The sequence below is a fragment of the Jingyaoa shaoxingensis genome (genome assembly GCF_014385005.1).
GTDB lineage: Bacteria > Bacillota > Clostridia > Lachnospirales > Lachnospiraceae > Marvinbryantia > Marvinbryantia shaoxingensis.
In genome coordinates this window covers 343546-363803 of sequence record NZ_JACRSZ010000001.1, presented here as the reverse complement: position 1 = coordinate 363803, position 20258 = coordinate 343546, and the positions used below count along the sequence as shown (strand labels likewise).

The 20258-nt window shown below is 40.2% G+C and carries 24 protein-coding genes and 1 pseudogene; 24 read left to right on the top strand and 1 reads right to left on the bottom strand.

Going from position 1 to position 20258, the window contains the following annotated elements:
• From H8716_RS01785 to H8716_RS01770, 4 genes are all read left to right on the top strand, one after another.
• Nucleotides 1-1485 (top strand): glutamate synthase subunit beta, encoded by a 1485-nt coding sequence (locus tag H8716_RS01785; protein WP_249306760.1) that lies wholly within the window; start codon nucleotides 1-3, stop codon nucleotides 1483-1485.
• A gap of 662 nt (nucleotides 1486-2147) precedes the next feature.
• Nucleotides 2148-2864: a LytR/AlgR family response regulator transcription factor gene (locus H8716_RS01780; protein WP_249306759.1), complete on the top strand. Its 717-nt coding sequence runs from the start codon at nucleotides 2148-2150 to the stop codon at nucleotides 2862-2864.
• 4 nt (nucleotides 2865-2868) lie between these two features.
• Nucleotides 2869-3615 (top strand): GHKL domain-containing protein, encoded by a 747-nt coding sequence (locus H8716_RS01775; protein WP_249306758.1) that lies wholly within the window; start codon nucleotides 2869-2871, stop codon nucleotides 3613-3615.
• Nucleotides 3612-4919: a hypothetical protein gene (locus tag H8716_RS01770; protein WP_249306757.1), complete on the top strand. Its 1308-nt coding sequence runs from the start codon at nucleotides 3612-3614 to the stop codon at nucleotides 4917-4919. The genes H8716_RS01775 and H8716_RS01770 overlap by 4 nt, the downstream gene beginning before the upstream one ends.
• Nucleotides 4920-4994: 75 nt before the next feature.
• Here H8716_RS01770 and H8716_RS01765 read toward each other — a convergent pair whose 3' ends face one another.
• Complete coding sequence (locus H8716_RS01765) at nucleotides 4995-5861, bottom strand: Rpn family recombination-promoting nuclease/putative transposase (protein ID WP_249306756.1); 867 nt, start codon at nucleotides 5859-5861, stop codon at nucleotides 4995-4997.
• Between the two features lie 674 nt (nucleotides 5862-6535).
• On the opposite strand from H8716_RS01765, the gene H8716_RS01760 reads away from it, so the two are divergent.
• The 20 genes and pseudogenes from H8716_RS01760 to H8716_RS01670 all read left to right on the top strand — a co-directional run bounded on the left by H8716_RS01760 (nucleotide 6536) and on the right by H8716_RS01670 (nucleotide 20188).
• Nucleotides 6536-6898 carry a hypothetical protein gene (locus H8716_RS01760; protein ID WP_249306755.1) on the top strand — a complete coding sequence of 121 codons (363 nt, stop codon included), beginning with the start codon at nucleotides 6536-6538 and terminating at the stop codon, nucleotides 6896-6898.
• Nucleotides 6899-7604: 706 nt separating this feature from the next.
• Nucleotides 7605-8492, top strand: coding sequence for a PHP domain-containing protein (locus H8716_RS01755; RefSeq protein WP_249306754.1), 888 nt, complete (start codon nucleotides 7605-7607; stop codon nucleotides 8490-8492).
• A gap of 57 nt (nucleotides 8493-8549) precedes the next feature.
• Nucleotides 8550-9545 (top strand): hypothetical protein, encoded by a 996-nt coding sequence (locus H8716_RS01750; RefSeq protein WP_249306753.1) that lies wholly within the window; start codon nucleotides 8550-8552, stop codon nucleotides 9543-9545.
• Nucleotides 9546-9607: 62 nt separating this feature from the next.
• A complete protein-coding gene (locus H8716_RS01745; protein ID WP_249306752.1) occupies nucleotides 9608-9892 on the top strand; it encodes an acylphosphatase in 285 nt (94 codons plus the stop codon).
• Between the two features lie 128 nt (nucleotides 9893-10020).
• Nucleotides 10021-10827, top strand: a complete 807-nt coding sequence (locus tag H8716_RS01740; protein ID WP_249306751.1) for a hypothetical protein — start codon at nucleotides 10021-10023, stop codon at nucleotides 10825-10827.
• Nucleotides 10824-11807: a hypothetical protein gene (locus tag H8716_RS01735; RefSeq protein WP_249306750.1), complete on the top strand. Its 984-nt coding sequence runs from the start codon at nucleotides 10824-10826 to the stop codon at nucleotides 11805-11807. Before H8716_RS01740 ends, H8716_RS01735 begins: the two co-directional genes overlap by 4 nt.
• Before the next feature lie 29 nt (nucleotides 11808-11836).
• Nucleotides 11837-12568, top strand: coding sequence for a metallophosphoesterase (locus H8716_RS01730; RefSeq protein ID WP_249306749.1), 732 nt, complete (start codon nucleotides 11837-11839; stop codon nucleotides 12566-12568).
• 12 nt (nucleotides 12569-12580) lie between these two features.
• A complete protein-coding gene (locus H8716_RS01725; RefSeq protein WP_249306748.1) occupies nucleotides 12581-13378 on the top strand; it encodes a TatD family hydrolase in 798 nt (265 codons plus the stop codon).
• Nucleotides 13379-13473: 95 nt separating this feature from the next.
• Entirely contained in the window at nucleotides 13474-13752 is a 279-nt protein-coding gene (locus tag H8716_RS01720) for a MazG-like family protein (protein WP_249306747.1), read from the top strand.
• Nucleotides 13753-14027: 275 nt separating this feature from the next.
• Nucleotides 14028-14792, top strand: a complete 765-nt coding sequence (locus tag H8716_RS01715; protein ID WP_249306746.1) for an Rpn family recombination-promoting nuclease/putative transposase — start codon at nucleotides 14028-14030, stop codon at nucleotides 14790-14792.
• A gap of 209 nt (nucleotides 14793-15001) precedes the next feature.
• The gene (locus tag H8716_RS01710; RefSeq protein ID WP_249306745.1) at nucleotides 15002-15169 is read left to right on the top strand and encodes a hypothetical protein; all 168 of its coding nucleotides are present in this window, start codon (nucleotides 15002-15004) and stop codon (nucleotides 15167-15169) included.
• A 157-nt stretch (nucleotides 15170-15326) separates the two neighbouring features.
• Nucleotides 15327-15755: an SEC-C metal-binding domain-containing protein gene (locus H8716_RS17555; protein WP_283242898.1), complete on the top strand. Its 429-nt coding sequence runs from the start codon at nucleotides 15327-15329 to the stop codon at nucleotides 15753-15755.
• Nucleotides 15756-15956: 201 nt separating this feature from the next.
• Nucleotides 15957-16088: an acylphosphatase gene (locus tag H8716_RS18015; protein ID WP_408610874.1), complete on the top strand. Its 132-nt coding sequence runs from the start codon at nucleotides 15957-15959 to the stop codon at nucleotides 16086-16088.
• Complete coding sequence (locus H8716_RS01700; protein WP_330606446.1) at nucleotides 16048-16410, top strand: TatD family hydrolase; 363 nt, start codon at nucleotides 16048-16050, stop codon at nucleotides 16408-16410. The genes H8716_RS18015 and H8716_RS01700 overlap by 41 nt, the downstream gene beginning before the upstream one ends.
• A gap of 224 nt (nucleotides 16411-16634) precedes the next feature.
• A pseudogene (locus H8716_RS17800) lies at nucleotides 16635-16853 on the top strand (AAA family ATPase); the annotation flags it as partial.
• 136 nt (nucleotides 16854-16989) lie between these two features.
• A complete protein-coding gene (locus H8716_RS01690) occupies nucleotides 16990-17193 on the top strand; it encodes a hypothetical protein (protein WP_249306744.1) in 204 nt (67 codons plus the stop codon).
• Between the two features lie 135 nt (nucleotides 17194-17328).
• Nucleotides 17329-17835 (top strand): macro domain-containing protein, encoded by a 507-nt coding sequence (locus H8716_RS01685; RefSeq protein WP_249306743.1) that lies wholly within the window; start codon nucleotides 17329-17331, stop codon nucleotides 17833-17835.
• A gap of 21 nt (nucleotides 17836-17856) precedes the next feature.
• A complete protein-coding gene (locus H8716_RS01680) occupies nucleotides 17857-18414 on the top strand; it encodes a hypothetical protein (protein WP_249306742.1) in 558 nt (185 codons plus the stop codon).
• 99 nt (nucleotides 18415-18513) lie between these two features.
• Nucleotides 18514-19221 (top strand): vWA domain-containing protein, encoded by a 708-nt coding sequence (locus H8716_RS01675; protein ID WP_249306741.1) that lies wholly within the window; start codon nucleotides 18514-18516, stop codon nucleotides 19219-19221.
• A complete protein-coding gene (locus tag H8716_RS01670; protein WP_249306740.1) occupies nucleotides 19196-20188 on the top strand; it encodes an ADP-ribosylglycohydrolase family protein in 993 nt (330 codons plus the stop codon). Before H8716_RS01675 ends, H8716_RS01670 begins: the two co-directional genes overlap by 26 nt.
• The last annotated feature ends 70 nt before the right edge of the window (nucleotides 20189-20258 follow it).

The window sequence follows — 20258 nt, the reverse complement described above, 5'->3', positions numbered from 1 at the left end:
ATGGGAAAACCAACCGGATTCATGGATTATGAAAGAGAAACGGCGAAAGCAGAGTCCCCTCTGGAACGAATTAAGCATTTTAATGAGTTCCATACTCCTCTTTCCAAAGAAAAACAGCGCCAGCAGGCGGCAAGATGTATGGCATGCGGGGTACCATTCTGCCAGGCAGGTATGATGATCGGAGGGATGGCCAGCGGCTGTCCTCTGAACAACCTGGTACCGGAGTGGAACGATCTGCTGTACAACGGATGTTACGAACAGGCTTACGCCAGACTGATGAAGACACACTGTTTCCCGGAATTCACTTCCAGAGTGTGCCCGGCACTGTGTGAGAAAGCATGTACCTGCAACCTGAACGGAGACCCGGTTTCCACCAAGGAAAATGAGCGCACCATTATCGAAAATGCCTTTGCCACAGGGCTGATAAAAGCAAATCCTCCTAAGGTACGCACCGGCAAGACCGTAGCGATAGTAGGAAGCGGACCTTCCGGACTGGCTACTGCCATGCAGCTGAATAAGCGAGGACATAAAGTAACTGTATTTGAACGAAATGACCGCATCGGCGGACTTCTCCGCTACGGTATCCCGAATATGAAGCTGGAAAAACAGGTCATCGACCGCCGTGTGAAGCTGATGGAAGAAGAAGGCATCGAATTTGTGACCAATGCCAATATCGGTGTGGATATCACAGCCGAAGAATTACTTCAGAAATATGACCGTGTGGTTCTGTGCTGTGGTGCTTCTAATCCAAGAGATATCAACGCACCGGGCAGAGATGCCAAGGGTATCTACTTTGCCGTAGACTTCCTGAAGGCAACCACCAAGAGCCTGCTGGATTCCAACTTTGAGGATCATAAATACATTGACTGCAAGGGTAAGACGGTCATGGTTATCGGTGGCGGTGACACCGGAAATGACTGCGTGGGAACTTCTATCCGTCTGGGAGCCAAGAATGTCATTCAGCTGGAAATGATGCCAAAAGCACCGGATGAACGTGCAGCCAACAATCCATGGCCGCAGTGGCCAAGAGTCTGCAAGACAGACTATGGTCAGGAAGAAGCTATCGCCAAGTTCGGTCACGATCCACGAATCTACACCACCACCGTTTCTGAATTCATCAAGAACAAAAACGGAGAACTGGTACAGGCGAAACTGGTTAAACTCCAGAGCAAAAAAGACGAGAAGAGCGGCCGTATGATGATGGTGCCGATCGAAGGCAGCGAAGAGATCATCAATGTAGATATCGTGCTCATTGCAGCAGGATTCCTGGGCTCTCAGAAATACGTCACTGATGCATTCAAAGTCAACATCAACGGACGCACCAACGTAGACACCGCACCTGGAAAATACCAGACCAGCGTACCAAACGTCTTCACCGCGGGAGATATGCACAGAGGACAGTCACTGGTCGTATGGGCCATCCGGGAAGGAAGGGAAGCAGCCAAGGCTGTGGATGAGTCACTGATGGGATATACGAATCTGTAGAATCAAGTTTTGTGTTTGACAAATCTGCAGGAATTGCATATAATACACTTAACAAGGTAGCCGGAAAGTGAACGCAGCTCACCCGACCCGGCAAAATCTAATTTAGACTATAAGAATAGCCGTCTGGACTTTAACGGAGAACAGGACGGCTATTTTTCTTTCATATGAATTACATTCAATGAAAGAAAATGCTCCGCAAGGATCGCACTGCGGCAGGATGGAATATGCCGCAAGCGACCTGCCGCAGGCGCAGAATCTCACAAGTGAGATTCTATTACATGTATAAGTCAAAATTGCAACGATGAGCAGAGCAGTAGTAAGTATGATTTGCAATTCTTCGTATGTACTCATAATAATCACCCTTTCTGTAGGCTCAGATCAGATGAGAGCACATCCCCCAGCTACTCGGTTAAGCATATTATATTTTTATAATAAACAACAAAATAATAATACAAAACGATACGTTTCATAAATAATATATGACAAATCAACAAAACAAGTCTAACATATTCAGATATAAACATCCAGTAAAGAATTACACAAATGAAAGTTTCATTGTGCAAAATTCCGACTAAATCATTTGACACGTTTATAGCATGATAATATAATTTAAAAGAATAATTATAACGGTATATACTTATACAGAATGAGAAGGTACAACGATGATCATAGGAATCTGTGATGATGACAAAGTATGGGGCAGAAGAGCCAGCCATATCATAGGAGAGTACCGGAAAAAGACTTCACTGGATGTCGAGATACAATATTTTCCGGATAAAGAAAGCCTGTTAAATTATGAAGGCGATCCGATTGAAGCGTTATTTCTGGATATCGAACTTGGAGACGGGAATGGAATCGAACTGGCAGAGGAAGTACATAAGAAATGGTCATCCTGCCTGATCATTTTTTTGACGAATCATCTCAGTTATGCTACGGATGTGTATCGGACAGAACATATCTGGTTTGCATTAAAAGAACAGTTTCAGAGCAGGGTCGGTGAGATCTTTGACAGAATTCTGCGGTGCAGGGAAAAACAGAAAAAACAGATCCCATTTCTTTGTGCGAATAGAGAAATGATAAGTTTTTCGCCGGATGACATCTATTATCTGGAGCGTACAGCGCGCAAGACCAGACTGGTTACAGCCTGGGGAGATTATGAGATCAAAGACCGTCTGGATGTGTGTGAAACTTATCTGACAAAGCCAGATTTTCTGCGATGTCATAACAGCTATATTGTATATCTGCCTAACGTGAAAGAGTATAAAGGCGGCGTCTTTCATATGAAAAACGGTGACAGACTTGCTGTCAGCAGAGCCTATGAGAAAGAGACAAAGGCAGCTTTTACGCGCTGGGTGATGAGACAGATGGAAGGAGCATAGCAAGATGTATATTATAGCAGCTTATTTAGTCATTGCTCTTTCTGTACTGGTATTAGCGAAGAAAACAGTGCAGCTGGAAAAGGAGGCAGAACGAAATCAGCTGATACAGTCTTATATGGTTACGCTGCAGGGCTTTTATCAAACCATACAGAGTCAGATTGATATGACAAGAAAGTTCCGGCATGACCTGGCAAAACATATCCAGACCCTTGAAGAGTTGATGGAGGAGCAGAATGAATCGGAACTCCGGGAATATGCGGACAGCCTGAAGCAGGAATACCGGCAAGTGGAGAACAAAGGTGAGAGCGAAAGTGAAGTGGTGAATGCCATTCTTTCTATGAAGGGACGGCAATGCCGGGAGAAGAACATTCCGTTCTGCATGAATATAGAAGAAAAAGGATACGCACTGGTCAGAGATATAGATATGGTAGGGCTTCTGGTCAATCTTCTGGATAATGCCATAGAAGAGAATGAGAGAATAGAATCGGAAGAGCAGCGGGGCATCTGGCTTGATATGAAAGAAAAAGAGCAGGGAGAAGTCTGGCTGCAGATAAAGAATAAAATCCGTCCAGATAAGAAGATCAATTTTCAAACGGAGAAAAAGGGAGAGCACGGGATAGGAAGAGGAATTATAGAATATCTGGTAAAACAATATCAGGGTGAAGAAAAAGTAAGTATTGATCAGAAAATGTCTGTTTTTTGTGAGATAGTTTTATTGAAAAACAGAATACAGGAGGATGAGAGCAAATGAGCAGTGTAATAGAATGGTTTCTGAGAGATAACCATTGGATCCGAATGGTGCTGATCAATCTGCCCCTCCAGCTTTTTGCTGTCAAAATCCTGGAACTTCTGGTGGGAAAAATGAAGCATAAAGGCTATATGATTGGTTTTATGCTTGTCAGAACTACATTGCTGTGTTATTTTCAGTCTCTTGGTGATCAGATTTCCGTATCAGGACATCTGACAGAAATTGTACTGGGAGCCTTGGGAAGTATAGGCGCATGCCTTCTCTGTATTTATCTGGTTGAAGCAGAACCGATACGAGTCTTATTTGCAATTGCAATTTCGGAACTATCTGCTATGCCTGTTATGGTATTTTCTATGGTTGTCTTGAACTGGCTGGAAAAACGACCGGAAGGAATGTTTGGCTGGTACCTGACTTTCAGACCAGAGGATCTGCTGGCATGGATCTTTGAATTACTTTTATTTATATCGATTTATGCCATAATGAAAAAAATTCAAATTTTATTCCGGAACTACGAAATTCCTCATACGAGGCTGATCTGGATCATTTACCTGGAATATTTTCTGGTGATGCAGACCTCACAGCTCATCCCGATTGCAACCGAAGATGGAACCAGACGTGGAATGGTGATGCCGTGCCTTATAGTAGCAGCGGCAGCAACGCTTGGATTAGTTAAAATATTCAGTAATCAAAAAGAAAAGATCCGAACAGAGAGCCAGTTCCTGCAGTTGGAGCTGACCATGATGCAGTCCCAATATCAGGCAATGCAATATCAGAGAAGTCATATCGAAGAGAGCCGGAAACTGATTGACCGACAGATGCAGGAGATTATACAACGGGGAGAACAGTCAGAAAAACAGACCCAGATAACAGAATACCTGAGTGATCTGGAAAAAGCATACCAGAACATTCACGCCGGCATCTATTGCAGGGACTGGAAACTGGACTCCATCCTATATGTTGAGACAGAACGGGCACGGCAGCAGGGAATCAAAGTTACATGTAAAGTGCAGAACTATCCGGAAGATCAGGACGGGATACAGTGCATGGGAAAAGTGCTGGTGAAACTCTTTGAGTATGCCATAGCAGAGAATGAGAAAATACACGATCCAGATAAAAAACAAATTGATGTCCAGATCAACGTCATTGCCAAACAGGCCGTGGTACTGCTCACCTGCCCGGCAGGGAAAAAGACATACGGCTTAAAGAAAAAGATCAATGAATTAACAAAAGAACGGGAAGGAAACACAGAGGTCGAGAAGGTTGAGGGAAGAATGAAGATCTGTGTGACGTTCGCGGAAAAGAATTGAGAGCTCCACTGAAAATAACTGAGAACCCCCACAGCGGAATCAGAAAATCTGATCTGCAGTGGGGGTTTTTATCATTTATTGAGATATGGAATCATCTGGAGCAATATGAAGTTCATGGATAAGCTGCTCTCGGTAAGATACATTTTTTAAAGCTCTGTCTAAATCATCCATACGGTTTGCAGCCATAAGGGTTTGCGTCAGAAGAATAAGCTTTTGCGTATCGACGGCAGCTTCAGTCAGCCCCTCTTTTTTTCCCTTTTCAAAACTGGTACGCATGGAGCTTTGCCAGTCCATGCGGTAGCGTTCTCTGGCTTCGCACTGTAATTTTATTTTCTCATCGTTTGTCAATTGACGAAGGGTTACAACCGCTTTTCGGATAGATTCTGATTGTTCAGCCATAGCCAGCATCTCCTTCCATGTTGTTGCTTTAAATAAGCATGCCCAGTGATATAATGAGGTATTCTTTACATCATCTGTGACTTTACTGATATAAGATAAGTCTAACACGTGAAGCGAGAATTTTCCAGTAAATTCATAGCCGGTTTTTCTGTTTTTTAAAGCATACTCATTATAAAAAGCAGCGTCTTCTGGTACCGGTGATTTTGAAAGGATACCAATATGGATGGAAGGTTTGGTTTGTGTATAATCCATCCCTTCTTTCAGATCTGTAAACATTTTACAGAGGTAATACAAAGAGCGGTCGGTCCAGTTCTCAATGGGGCCAACCTGCATTTCCAGATTGATCTGCCGATTCTTATTTAATAATACCAGAATATCAAGAATGCATGTCTTTTCATCCAGTGCGTCACCAAGTATGATCGGATTGCAGATCTCACAGGAGATGATTTCCGATTTCGGTATATGCAGAAGAGCACTGAGAAGTCCTCGTAAAGCAGCTGGAGATCTTTGGAGAACAGCGCGGAACATATAATCATTCATCATGCCATAGGGCACTTTCTCTTCAGGATTAATGGAATTCCATATCAGATTGTATGGGTTCTGTGTCAGCGCATGTTTGCCAGTTTCAGTCATAGGCAATACCTCGTTTCTATTATATTTTACATTTTAGGAATAAATGCCGAATGGCAGGATAATTAGATTCCGTTGAAATGTCGTTTTACGATAGCATAAATATGAGAGGGATGCAAACAAAATCGTTCGACAAATTTTTCCAAACAAGAAGCGGAAAGGCATGGCATACTCGTATTATCAAAGAGAGGAGGACTAGAGAATATGAGCGAATGGTTTAAATGCACGAGTTGTGGTTATACAGTCCGCATGAGAGCGCTGAGAGATACAGCAACTTGCTCACAGTGTGGCGGAAGAATGATTCGGCTTTAATTTCCAAAAGAAAGGCGAAATGTAGTGAGACAATCGTATCAAGGAGAGGAGGTAGACAGATATGGCAGAACATGTATGTAGCGCATGTAATGGAACGAAAAAACAGAATGGCAAAGATTGTCCAGTGTGCAAAGGCACCGGATGGGTATATTGATTGATGTACATGATAAAGGGATGTGGTGAGCATCCCTTTTATTAATATGAAGAACTTTGAGGGGAGAGAAATGATAGAAAGTTTTTGTATAACGGGAATGAAACGATGGCTGCTCGGAAAAATGGGAAGTATTACTGTATGGAATGAAAATGACAAATTTGCCATTGTAGAAGAACAAATGGATTTTTCAACAACTTATGGATTTATCGGGAAAAAGATCTGGAGTGATATATTAAGAAAATATATTGATAACTTAAAAGAGAGAGGAATAGAAAAAATATCCGCAGAACGGATTTCGAAAGAACTGGATGGTCTGTTTCAATATAAAGTGGAACAATATTGCCGTGAGAATTCCTCATTGCGAAAAGAGAAAATCACAAAGATTCACAGAAAACGATTTTCAGCATTTTGGATAAGTGGATATGTTGAAAAACAAAATTTAATATTGATTACAAATTGTGATGCTGGGAATTGTTTTGCGTGACTATCTCCATTTAGGAGAAACAGAATTTTGTGAGCATCTTCAAATGATAAGTAATAGCATACAGAAGTGTCTGGAAGATGAGCCTGAGATTTATCTGAATCGAAAGCTGTATGGTGATGAAGTGGTTCAAGACATGGATTATTGGTTTTATCCAATAGAACATGGTAGGCATGATGAAGACTGCTTCAAAAAGGGACTGCGCGGAGTAAGATCCCTTATGCTAAATGGGATAGTCTGAATCGATTATGTTTTCTGAGATATACTTGAATGTTATGGCTGGTATGAATAGAATTACGGCAAAGGAAACGGAGACGGTATTTCTGCTTTGTGATGTATATTCTATATATACAAAAACAGGAGGATGTACTAATGAAACTGAGAGAACGAAAATCAAAATATATTAAAAATCGGTTTTCAAAAGATGTTTTCTTTTACTTAATGATCATTGCACTGGTTGGATTTACTCTTGTTTATGAAGAGTATTAAAAGAATTATGGTGTTACTGATGATTATAGGCATGGCTGTTTCAAATACATCTTGTGTTTGTGCAGCATCGGAAGAACTTAGGGATTATTTTGGCTGTACATCATGATATTATGGAAGAGTCCAGTCGGATCGGTTAGTAAGTAATGAAGTATTCAGATATGGCAGTTGAATTGAAGTTAGGCAAATTAGGAAAGATGAAACGTTAATTATGAAAAAACATATGGATTTATTAGAAAAAAGGAATGGTCTTATTGATCTGCATTTACATACAACGAATTCAGACGGAATGGAATCTCCAGATGAGGTAATTGGAAAAGCACAGGCAGCTGGTCTTTCGCTGATTGCAATTACAGATCATAATTGTTTTACATTTACAGAATGTAAAATGTCTGGGCAGATGATGATTGTTCCGGGAATAGAGTTGTCTACGGAATATTATGTACCGGCATGGAAGGATACAACGGAAATTCATGTAGTAGGAATATTTCCTAATGGTGTGAATCCAGAAGATTTTGAGGATGTGTTTTCTGGAATTGAAGATGGAAAACTGGATTATGTGAAAGCAATTCTGGAAGATCTTAAAAAGAGAAAGATTAATATAACATTGAATGAAGTGTGTAATGTGGAACGTACATGTGAACATGTAGGCAGACATCAGATTGCAAAAGTTCTGGTAGAGAAAGGCATAGAATCCAGTATAGATGATGCATTTGATCATCAGATAGGAAACTTCAGCCCATATTATATACCAAGTACAAAGTACGTTCATTATGTAACCATGGAAACAGCTGTCAAAAAGATTATAGAATATGGAGGAATCCCATGTCTGGCACATCCATATGGATATTCATTAAATAAAGAAGAAATAGAACAACTTGTCAGGGATTTTAAACAGGCAGCAGGAGCAGTTGCCGGAATGGAAATTTATTACGAAATGTACCTGAATGATCCGGTACGTATGAAATTTCTTAAAAAGCTACAGATAAAATATGACCTTTTAGCTTCTTGTGGAAGTGATAGACACAGACAAGACCAGCCGTTTGCAACTGGTGGTACGATAGAATTATTTAAGGCAATGTTGAATAGTTTGAACAATGATCATGAGTGAGTCGAGTATGCTGGTTTTCAAGAGAACGGACAGTAAGATGCAAATCAGGAGAGTGGAATGAAAGTAGAAAAATGCATTGCATATCCATATATTCGAAAAGAGGAGAATAAATCCATTTTTATTCAGGTAAATTTCGTAATGCAAACGGATGGACAATCGTGGCAAAGAGATTTTATCTGGAAAGTGGATGAGCCTTTGAATAAAGAAGAGGAAAATGAGTTCCTGAAAATCATTGACGAAAAGTACATAGAATTTGATGAAGTTGCCAGAAAGGAATTTGTAGAGAAGTGCAAAGTTATATTTCCTGAATTGCTCCATGGATTGTATACAGATGAAGTGACAGAAAATATACTGCGTCATATTTATTACTGCAGCTGGGCATCTGGTGCATATATAGTATTTTATCAGGCTGGACTGCCGAATCTGGCGATTCTGATGGAACGCTTGCCGGATTTAAATCTATTTGGAGAGACGCCAGAAGAGATATGGCTGTGGGAAGTGGATATGCGTTCTCTTCAGAGGAAGAACAGGGACTATGACGTATATATGAAAAACAGGCGCTATTTGAGGGAAAAGGGATATCATTTTTATGAGATATTTCCAGAATTAGCGGAACTGGAGGATACGATACGGGAACAGAGTACAGTTATATCATTGATCGGGAATGCAAGAGTATTGGATAGAAGCCTGAAAGAGTGGAAAAAAGAATGTTGTAGGTATGAAGTCGAAAGTGCAGAGATGAAGATCATGATTCCGGAAACAGTGGAAGAATATCTCAGGGCATCGGACATGCAGGAAAATTGCCTGTATAGGTGGATACAAAAAGTAGTAAAGAAAGAGATGATCATTTTACTGGAAGTCATAAAAAATTTTTCGGAAAATATCAGAGCAATCTTGTTAGTGAATCCAGATGGTGAGTTGGAAGATGTATTAGATATAAATGGAGAAAGAATGCGGTTAAATGATGCTGATTTTTTGTTCTTTTATTTTGATCTGGTGAACATTACATATGATGCATGGGAGTATTTTAGAATTGAAAATAATGACGACTGACAGGAAGGAGAAAACTGAGGATACGCAGATCTTTTAGGATAGCATTTTCAGGGAGGCAGTATATGAGTGCGGATATTATAGTTAGAAAACGATTGATTATTTCTGGAAAGGTTCAGGGATGTGGCTTTCGCCACAGAATTCGTGATATGGCTGAGCAGGTTGGAGTAGCAGGATGGGTATGGAATAATCAGAATGGCAGTGTGACTGCAGAGATGCAGGGAACGGAAGAACAGATAAAAAAGACGTTGAAATTGGTTGAAAACAGCAGTGATCTGATTAAGATCAGAAAAATTGATGTAGCAGATATTCCGGTAGAAATTGGCGATTCGGGGTTTGGGATTAGATGATGAGTAGGAACTGCATTACATGTGAGAAATCTTTGTAAAGGATATGTCAGAATATGAATACGAAAAAGAGAAAAATGAATTTGAGAATTTTGATGCTGATTAGTTTTTTGTGGGTATATGGGACTGCGATGACATTTGCGGCAACACAATTCAATGTATTAGAATTGGCAAAACAGGTCGTAATGGCAGTTTTGAGCGTAGTAATAGTGTACGGAATTTCAGAATATAGGGATAGAAAAAAGATTTCCTGTGTCCCAAAACGATTGGGAATGGTTGGATTTTTGGGAGCTGTGGTTTTATTTTTGGTAACAGAACAAAGATTGTATATACATGTCATTAGTGCCACATTAATTATTTATGCACTTGTAATCAGTAAAGAAGCCCGGACGAGGCGTGTGTTACAGATGGGAAGTGCAATGGGATTATACGTGGTGGCCTTTCACAGGACATTTCGTATACCATTACGTAGTCTGCTATCATATCAAAGATATATGGAAAGCAGTATGGTGAATATTTCCTCTGCGATTCAGAATGGAAAAATATGGGGGAGTGGATATGGCACCCAGATGCTCTATGGTGGAGATGCGTCAGACTGGTATATGAATGCGTTAGTGTGGGGACAATTGGGAATCATTGGATTTCTCGTATTAGTGATCGCATTCGGAACATTAACTGCATGGATTAGCAGAGTATATATCCAGACAAGAAAAAAGAATGATTTAACGGAAAGTATAATCTCATTGGCAGTGATGATTCATTTCATAAGTGCGGTGGCGATATTCATAGTTGGAATGAAAGATCCGATTGTTTCTTATCTGTTTAATGAAAAAATGCCGTTTTTCTCTAAGACAGTTGTTATAAACGCAGGTTGCCTCATGGAACTGGGAATGGTGTATAGTATAGCAGTCAGAGGGAAAGAGGTGAACGATAAGTGAGAAAAACATCAGTGACAGTAAGTAAATGGTGTGCAGGTATAGTATCTATACTGGGAATGATATTGTATATATGCAGCGCTATTTTTTTCTACAGATTTTTACAAATTGATTATAAATGGGCTGACGGTATTGGATGGCCTGGAGTGATCGGGTGTGTGCTGGGATTGATTACTGTTATCTTTGAAAAAGATTTTGGCAGATATTTGAAAAAATATAGCCGGATCGTACATACAGTGTTGTTGACTTATCTGTTATTCAGTGGAGAGTTCCTTGGAATAGACATTATTCAGCAAATGATGATTACGGTATTTTCGTTATCGGGTATGGCTTTATTGCTTATATTATGCGCGGTTTTTATGCTGGCGGACCATTCAGATAAGTCGATGAATCGTAACCATATAAGAAACAGTATGTTCCCAATGATGTTAATGATTGTGGATGTCATCATTTTAGGTAACGCAGAACAATTCTATTGCGCAACTTTAATTGCACTTATCGTTTTGGCGTATATGATATGGGAGTATCAGGGATCAGTAAAAATTAAGATATGTTATGCATTGGTTATCATAATGACAATAATTGGCATCTATTTATGGCATCGAATATCATACCTGTCAGGACCAATACTGGAGGAATGGTTTAATGGGATAAGAGTGAAATATATTGCCCATTCATGGGGGCTGGGCAAATATTGCGAATATGGCCTTATTTTTATCATTTTAGCGATAGTCCTGATTTATATGTACAGAGTCACAAGACAATATCTGAGATCGGAAGATCGAATGATAATGCATTATGCATGGATTCAGTCTGTTATGTGGGTATTTCAAATATGGATTCCTAAATTTCAAAGAAAAACAAGGGGAGAGCTGCCATTCATGACAGCTAATTGGTTGAATAACGTAATGTATGCTTTTCAATTTGTTTTGATCATAAATATTTTTATGAATAAAATTAAAATAGAGAATGAAAGCTGCTGATACAAGTGTGGAAAGAAAGAGTGACATAGATGAAAGTTTTGGTAATTCCAGATGTGCATCTGAAGCCTTGGATGTTTCGACAGGCGGCAGATTTTATGAGAACGGGTAAAGCAGAACGGGCGGTATGTCTGATGGATATCCCGGATGACTGGGGCAGAGAATATGATATTGAACTCTATGAAAAGACCTATGACGAAGCAATCCGGTTTGCCACGGAGTTCTCAGATACGGCATGGTGTTATGGCAACCATGACTTGAGCTACTTCTGGCATTGTCTGGAGAGTGGATACAGCCCGATGGCATCAGAAACAGTGCAGAAAAAACTGTTGGAACTGCGAAGGACGGTTCCGGAAGATAATCCCATTTGCTATGTACAGAAGATAGATAATGTGTTGTTTTCCCATGGAGGAGTGTTAGATTATTTTGTTGAAGAGTATGTTGCAAAATCGAAATATCACGATGTAGATGCGGTGATAGAAGAGATCAATAAGCTTGGCAGGACAGAGATGTGGAATGATATGTCCCCGATCTGGCTGCGTCCACAGCGTTCGGGTATACGGTTGTATAAGCCACGGAAGCTGCTTCAGGTAGTGGGTCATACCCCGATGGATGAGATTACAAGAGAAAAGAACCTGATCAGTTCAGATGTGTTTTCCACGTACCGGGATGGCAGACCAATCGGAACACAGGAGTTTTTGTTGCTGGATACAGAGACGTGGGAATATGCTGGAATAAAATCTGATATTTTGCACAAGGAATGAGAGAATAGAGAAATGGAAAATAGTTATGAAAAGGATCTTCCCTGGATCGATACCCATACCCATTTACATGCAAAACGCTTCAATAGAGAACGGGGAAATATTTTGCGGTGGATGCAGGATACCGGGATACGGAACATTGAGATTCCAATAGAATATGATTCCAATTTCCTGATGCGGGAAAAGCTTGCCGGTTTTGAAAATGCCAGATTTGCAGCTGGGGTTCATCCTACACGGGTTTCGAAAATTACAGCAAAAGATGCCAGAAAACAGCTGGAGAAACTGGCTGTATACCCAGATACTGTAGCCATTGGGGAAACAGGACTGGATTTTCATGTTGCCACATTGGATACAGAATTTGTAAATCAGATGGAAGAGTGGTTTGAGTATTTCCTGGATCTTGCGGATCAAGTAAACCTACCGGTGATCCTGCATACACGGGAAGCGGATGAACGTATACTGGAGATTCTGAAGAAAAAACGAAGACAGTTTAAAGGCGTTATTCATTGCTTTCAGGGAGATGTAGAACTGGCGAACCAATATATGGAACTTGGATTTCACCTTGGAATCGGAGGATCTGTCACTTATACAGACAGATGCAGTGCGCTGCGAAAAGCCATTACAGATATTCCGATGGAGAGAATCGTACTAGAAACAGATTGTCCGTATCTGACACCAGAATCGTTGGAAGGATATAATACACCGAAGAATTTGCCATTGATAGCAGGCATGGTGGCAGAGTTAAAGGGTGTTGATATCATATATGTAAAGGAAAAGACGGCGCATAATGCAAAGAAATTATTTGGGTTATAGTAAATTGAGGCAGATGATGTCATGCGTTGTATGATATGCATCTTGTAACAAGAATACGATGTTTGTTATTTAAGAAAAATAGTGGAGAATAGAAAATGAAACGACAGGAAAGAATATATAGGAATAAAGTAGCGCATAATTTTAACATTACAGATATTCCACTGGAATTTTCTCTTACATATGGAGAAATGGCAGAGGCTTTCGAGGCATGGAGAAAAAAGAAAAGTTTAGATGAAATAGGGGAAGAACTTGCTGATGTGGCAATTTATCTTTATGGAATTGCAGAAATACTGGGAGTAGATCTGGACAAATCCATTGATCGTAAAATGAAGATAAATGAAGAACGAGTATATACTCAGGAAAATGGAGTGTGAAAACGAAAATAGAGCATCTCTGTCTTCTTTTATTGCGTAAAACAAAGGCTCCTGCCAATAGACAATAAATTATTGTCAAGGCAGGAGCTTTTTAACAAGGCAGGCCCGAATTCCGCATACAGATTTTTCGTATTAACAGTTTTGCAAGTGAAAGCGTATGGAAGTGAATATTTGTTGAATTATTTGTAATATATCTTGTAGAGATGGAGTGCTTATGCTACAGTAATTTTGTAGACATCTTTTGTCTGTGACTTGTTTTCAAATACGGAGGTACGATGAAGAAAGAACCACAGTCACAGAACAAAAGAGGAAAGCACACGGACTACGATGCAACGTCTCATGTGAGGGATGTGAATGGTCATGAGATTTTTAAAAGCAATCTTCTGACCAGCCAGTTCCTGAGCAATTATACTGGGATTCAGATGCTTTCTGGGGTGAAACCAGAAGATATTGAAGATGTGTCAAAACGATATCAGGCATTTCTCGGAATTGAATTTGAATCGGATACCATCAAGAAAGTGTATTTGCATAGGGCAGACGGTACACCAGATCGTGAGATTTATGTAATCTCTCTGATAGAGCATAAAAGCGCAGTGGATTATGATGTAGCCATGCAGTTGCTGCGCTATATGAGTGTCATATGGCATGATTACAAAACGAAGCAGAATGCGATTAAGAAGGATGCAAATCGGAGAAAATCATTTCGTTATCCATTGATCATTCCGTTTGTATATTATGAAGGAGAAGATAAATGGACGGCAGATTTACATCTGAAGGACAGGATTGAGTTCGCAGAAGAAATGAGTGAGTACATACCGGATTTCAGATACCATGTAGTAAGTGTGCATCAATATACAAATGAGGAACTCAGCGAAAAGGGAGACGAGATGGCTCTCGTGATGCTGATTAATAAGATACAGAATCCGGGTGACTGGAAGAAATTCACAGAAGAAGCAAAAGAATTTGTGAATATAGTATATGAAAAAGCACCTGAAGAGATAAAAGAGATTATAAAAGAGGGAGTGTTGGGTATTGTTTAGAAACCATTGTCCCGCGAGGTGTTTTGGCATGTAAATGCCAAAATCCCGAGACATACACGCCAAAATTCCATCGCCAAAGGCGATTTTATTGAATTTTGGCTTTGTATCTGTGAAGGTACTGAACAGATACACTATGGGCATTATTAAAGCAAATGAATGTTCCAAATGAAGAAGCCAGAGAGATGATGGGCGAGATAGGAGGGCGTGGTATGGGAATCTTATTTGAACATGCAGAAAAGATGGACATACAGACTGAACGAAGGAATACTGCAAGAGAAAAAGAACGTGCGGATGCTGCAGAACAACGTGCAAATGCTGCGGAAGCAGAACTGGTGGAATTGCGGAAAAAACTTGCCAGATTAGAAGCAGAGAAATAAATAAAATCGAAACTGTAAAACATGAAAATTAGAAAATGACACAGACAAAAGAATAAGAGTAGAAAAACGGGGATTGACATCTCCGTTTTTCTTTATAAGAAAGTATTATTTTGCGCTTACTACAAAGATATCTGAAAAGAACACAAAAGAGCGTAAGATGTGTGAATTTCCATCAGAGATTCAGCAGATGATGCATGAGGCATGTTCTTTTGGAATGGAAGAAAGCAGAAAAAAACTGATCAAATACCAGAAGCAGGAGACCATCTGTTCAGAGGAATTTTTATATCTTCTGGCAGACTGTTGCATTCAGTGTGGAGAATTCGAGCAGGCAAAATATCTGACGGGTCTGTTGAAGAAGAGTTCAATGTATGGAAAGAAAGCAGCGCAAAGATTAACAGATAACATAGAGGATGGACAGAATGTAACAGATGACTGGGAAGAAAACAGTATGGATCCTGGTTGGATATGGGATGAGGATTTTCTTGCATCACAACAGCCTTATGTACGTCAGAATTCGAAAATAGGACGGAATGATCCATGTCCATGTGGATCAGGGAAAAAATATAAAAAGTGTTGTGGAAAATGAAGAAAGAATGCGGTTAAATGATGCTGACTTTTTATTCTTTTATTTTGATCTGGTGAACATTACATATAACGCATGGGAGTATTTTAGAATTGAGAATCATTACAATCGACAGGAAGGAGAAAACTGAGGATATGTAGATCTTTTAGTATAGCATTTTCAGGGAGGCAGTATATGAGTGCGGATATTATAGTTAGAAAATGATTGATTATTTCCGGAAAGGTTCAGGGATGTGGTTTTTGCCGCAGAATTCGTGATATGGCTGACTTGGTTGGCGTAGCAGGATGGGTATGGAATAATCAGAACGATTCTGAAGAAGAAACGAAGGCAGTTTAAAGGCGTTATTCATTGCTTTCAGGGGGATATAAAACTGGCAAATCAATATATGGAATTTGGATTTTATCTTGGAATCGGCGGCCTTGTCACTTATACAGACAGATGTAGTGTGCTGCGAAAAGCCATGACAGATATTCCGATAGAGAGAATTGTGTTAGAAACAGACTGCCCTTATTTAACACCAGAGCCGCTGGAAGGATATAATACACCGAAGAATCTGCCCTTGATTGCAGAAACGATAGCTGAATTAAAAGATCTGGATGCAGGGAAAGTAAAAGCAGAGAATGTGAAAAATGCGCAAACACTGTTTGGATTATGGTGAAGAACTATAAAGAGTATAAGGTGTCAGGTATCATTAAATTGAAGAATGGAAATAAACATGGTTTATGGAGCCTGGTACCTTTAGTTCCCGTATAAGTACCTCCGTTGGGAGAAAATAGTTTCGCGGCACCGGGGCATCAACTTGCTATTTGTTCTGTTAGATGGTAAAATCAAAGGACAATAGACATGGTATACCATGCCATCCAAGAAAGGAGCGTGATATACATGGGAATGTTTGTTAATCCAGACAATTCTGCGTTCCAGGTTGCTTTGAATTCTGAGATTTATGTAGACAAAAGCGGACTTATAAAATATACAAACAGGGTTTTAAATACGCTGCAGGGCTATATTTGCAACAGCCGTCCAAGAAGATTTGGAAAGTCTATTACAGCAAATATGCTCACGGCTTATTACAGCAGGGGCTGCGATTCAGAAGGGATGTTCTTATTCGCGATGAAGCTGCCAATACGAAGGCACAGGAGGATTACATTAACTTCCGAAGACTGCTTTTGTTCCGAATGAAGAAATCAGGCAAGAACTCACTCGAGCAACTAAAAGAAAAAAGTGGAATGAACTTGTTATGTTTCAGCAGGAATCGGAACAGTTACTCAATCGTACACTGGCAATGGATGGAGATGCGGCAACAGCTCTGCAACAGATAAAAAACAAGCGGTATCCGGAGTCCATTCTGAGCTATACAGGTGATATTCTGCTCGTTGGAATCAATTATGACAAGGACACTAAAGAACATCAATGCCTGATTGAAAAATACGAGAAGGACTAACATCCATGCCCGCTTACGAACTGTAAATTTTATATAGCTCGTAGGTGGGCTTTTTTACCTTATTTCCGACTCCTGGGATATAAGTTACTCCGGCAACGTGTGGAAAATAAAAAAAATCTAAAGAGGATCTCATATATGCCATTTAAAATAGTTCGTAATGATATTACAAAGATGAATACAGAAGCGATTGTCAATACAGCCAATGATCATCCGACGGTTGGTACTGGCTGTGACAGTGCGATTTACAAAGCTGCCGGTTATAAGGAACTTTTGAATTATCGCAGAGAACATATCGGCTATGCTGAAGAGGGAGAAGTATTTCTTACGCCGGGCTTTCGGCTTCAGGCGAAGTACATTATCCATGCAGTGAGTCCGCGTTACACAGGAGGGACGCAGGGGGAAGCGGAAAAGCTTCATGCCTGTTATCGAAAGAGCCTGCAGATAGCAAAAGAGAAAGGAATCGCATCCATATCTTTTCCACTGATATCCACCGGTGGTTTTGGCTATCCCAAAGAAGAAGGAATCAGGATTGCAGTAGATGAGATTCATGCCTTTCTGCTTGAAAACGAGATGGAGATCTATCTGGTTGTGTTTGATGGAAAGGCAACGCATCTGGGAGAAAAGATTTATCCGGATCTGTAAGCCTACATTGATTGCAATTATGTGGAAGAGGCCAGAAAAGAAGAGTATGGTGACGATAGGAGAAATAGTGAGACACAGCGAAGATTAAACAGTCTCCCATTTTTCGAATCAGCACAGAAAACAGAAAAAACATCAAAGAAATCTATCGGATCAGAAGATGTATGCGAATATGAGTCCACCATGCTTTCGGATTTTGAGACGGAGCATGAAAGCAGACTGGAAGAGCGAATGAGACATATGTCAGATACATTTTCGGAGTATCTGATGTATTTGATTCAGGAAAGGAACATGGAAAATGCAGAGGTCTGGAAACGTGCAATTGTTGACCGGAAAATATTCTCAAAGATCAAGAACAATGCCAGTTATCATCCCAATAAACTGACAGCATTATGCTTATGCGTAGGCGCAAAACTAAACATGGACGAGACCAGAGATCTGCTTGCCAGAGCAGGGTATGCACTGTCACCCTGTGACAAAACGGATATTATTTTTTCGTATTTTATCGAAAATGAGATATATGATATGATTGAACTGGATATTCAATTGGAAGAACATGGATTGCCATGCATCATTTCATAGTGTCGTCTGGCAGGCGACAGGTTTGAAAAAATTTTTGTGTATAATGAGTCCATCAAAAGAAAACACGATTTAATAGTTGGTGTGAAGGAGGACAAAGTTATGCGTAAAGGATTAACAGAAGTAGTTTTCATTTTAGACAGAAGCGGTTCTATGAGAGGACTTGAAGAAGATACCATTGGCGGTTTTAATTCTATGATTGAGAAACAGCGAAAGGAAGATGGAGAGGCGTATATTTCTACAGTGCTGTTTGATGATAAGACCGAAATTCTTTATGACAGAGTACCTGTTGCAAAGGTGGAGCCAATGAATGAAAAACAGTATTATGTGAGAGGCTGTACGGCACTTCTGGATGCAATTGGAGGCGCAATTCATCATATTGCAAATGTACATAAGTATTCCAGAGCGGAAGACAGACCGGAGAAGACCTTGTTTATCATTACAACAGATGGGATGGAAAATGCCAGCCATATCTACAACTGTCATAAAGTGAAGAAGATGGTGGAAATGGAAAAAGAAAAATATGGATGGGAGTTTTTATTTCTTGGAGCGAACATGGATGCAATTAAAACAGCGGACAGATTCGGAATTGGAGCAGACAGAGCAATGAATTATCAGTGTGACAGAGAAGGAACACAACTGAATTTTCAGGTACTTTCCACGACTATATCGGCGTTTCGCAAATCCGGAAGTAAACGTGAAATGGATGAGGCATTATTTTCCGGTTGTGCGCCAATTAGAGAAGATTATGAAAAACGGCATAAAGATGCAAAGCGAGGTGAAGATGATGAAGACAAATATCTGGTTTAATGGAATGATGGGACTTATTGTGGGAGATGCCCTTGGAGTTCCGGTACAGTTTATGGACAGAACGGAAATAAGAAACAGAGCGCAGGGACCTGTAACAGGAATGGAATCCGGTGGAGTTTATCAGATGCCGGAGGGAACCTGGTCAGATGACAGCAGTATGGCTCTTGCCACGTTGGAGAGTCTGCTGGAAAAGAAAGAAGCTGATCCGTTGGATATCATGCAGCGGTTTGTGAAGTGGGATCAGGAAGGAGAATATACTCCATTTGGAAGAGCGTTTGATCAGGGAATTACCTGCAGCAATGCAATATATCAGTTTATAAAAAATCCGGATATTAGGACTTGCGGAGCAATCGGTGAGCATGCCAATGAGAACGGAGCTTTAATGAGAATCCTTCCGGTATGTTTGTATTATTACGAGAAACAGAAACTGGTATGTACTTCAGAAGATGAGGCAATTGAAGGAATCCATCGTATCAGTGGGGTGACTCATAATCATTTAAGAAGCAAAATGTGCTGTGGAATCTATTATTTTTGCGTGAAAAGTATTATTGAGGGAACCAGGAAGACAACAGTGCCACCACTTGAAGTGCTGCTTCAGGAGGGAATGGATCATGGACGTAAGTATTACAGACAGGATATCAGGAACCTGACAGAGATGGCGCATCTTGAAAGATTGTATCATTTATCTGAGTTTTCCGGTACTTCAGAAGATAAAATCAATACTACCGGATATGTAATAGATTCCTTTGAGGCTGCAATATGGTGTCTGATTACTACAGATTCTTATAAAGAATGTATGTTGAAGGCAGTAAATCTTGGGGATGATACGGATACTGTTGCAGCGATTGCAGGGGGACTTGCCGGTTTATATTATGGGTATGAGGCAATTCCACAGGAGTGGATTGCAGTGATAAAAGGAAAAGAATGGATAGAAGAATTATGCCGACAGGCAGAAATGGAATTTTAGTATTTGCATTTGAAATGCAAATGAAACGAAAAGAAATACGTTGTATTTGCGTGGTATGAATGATACGAGG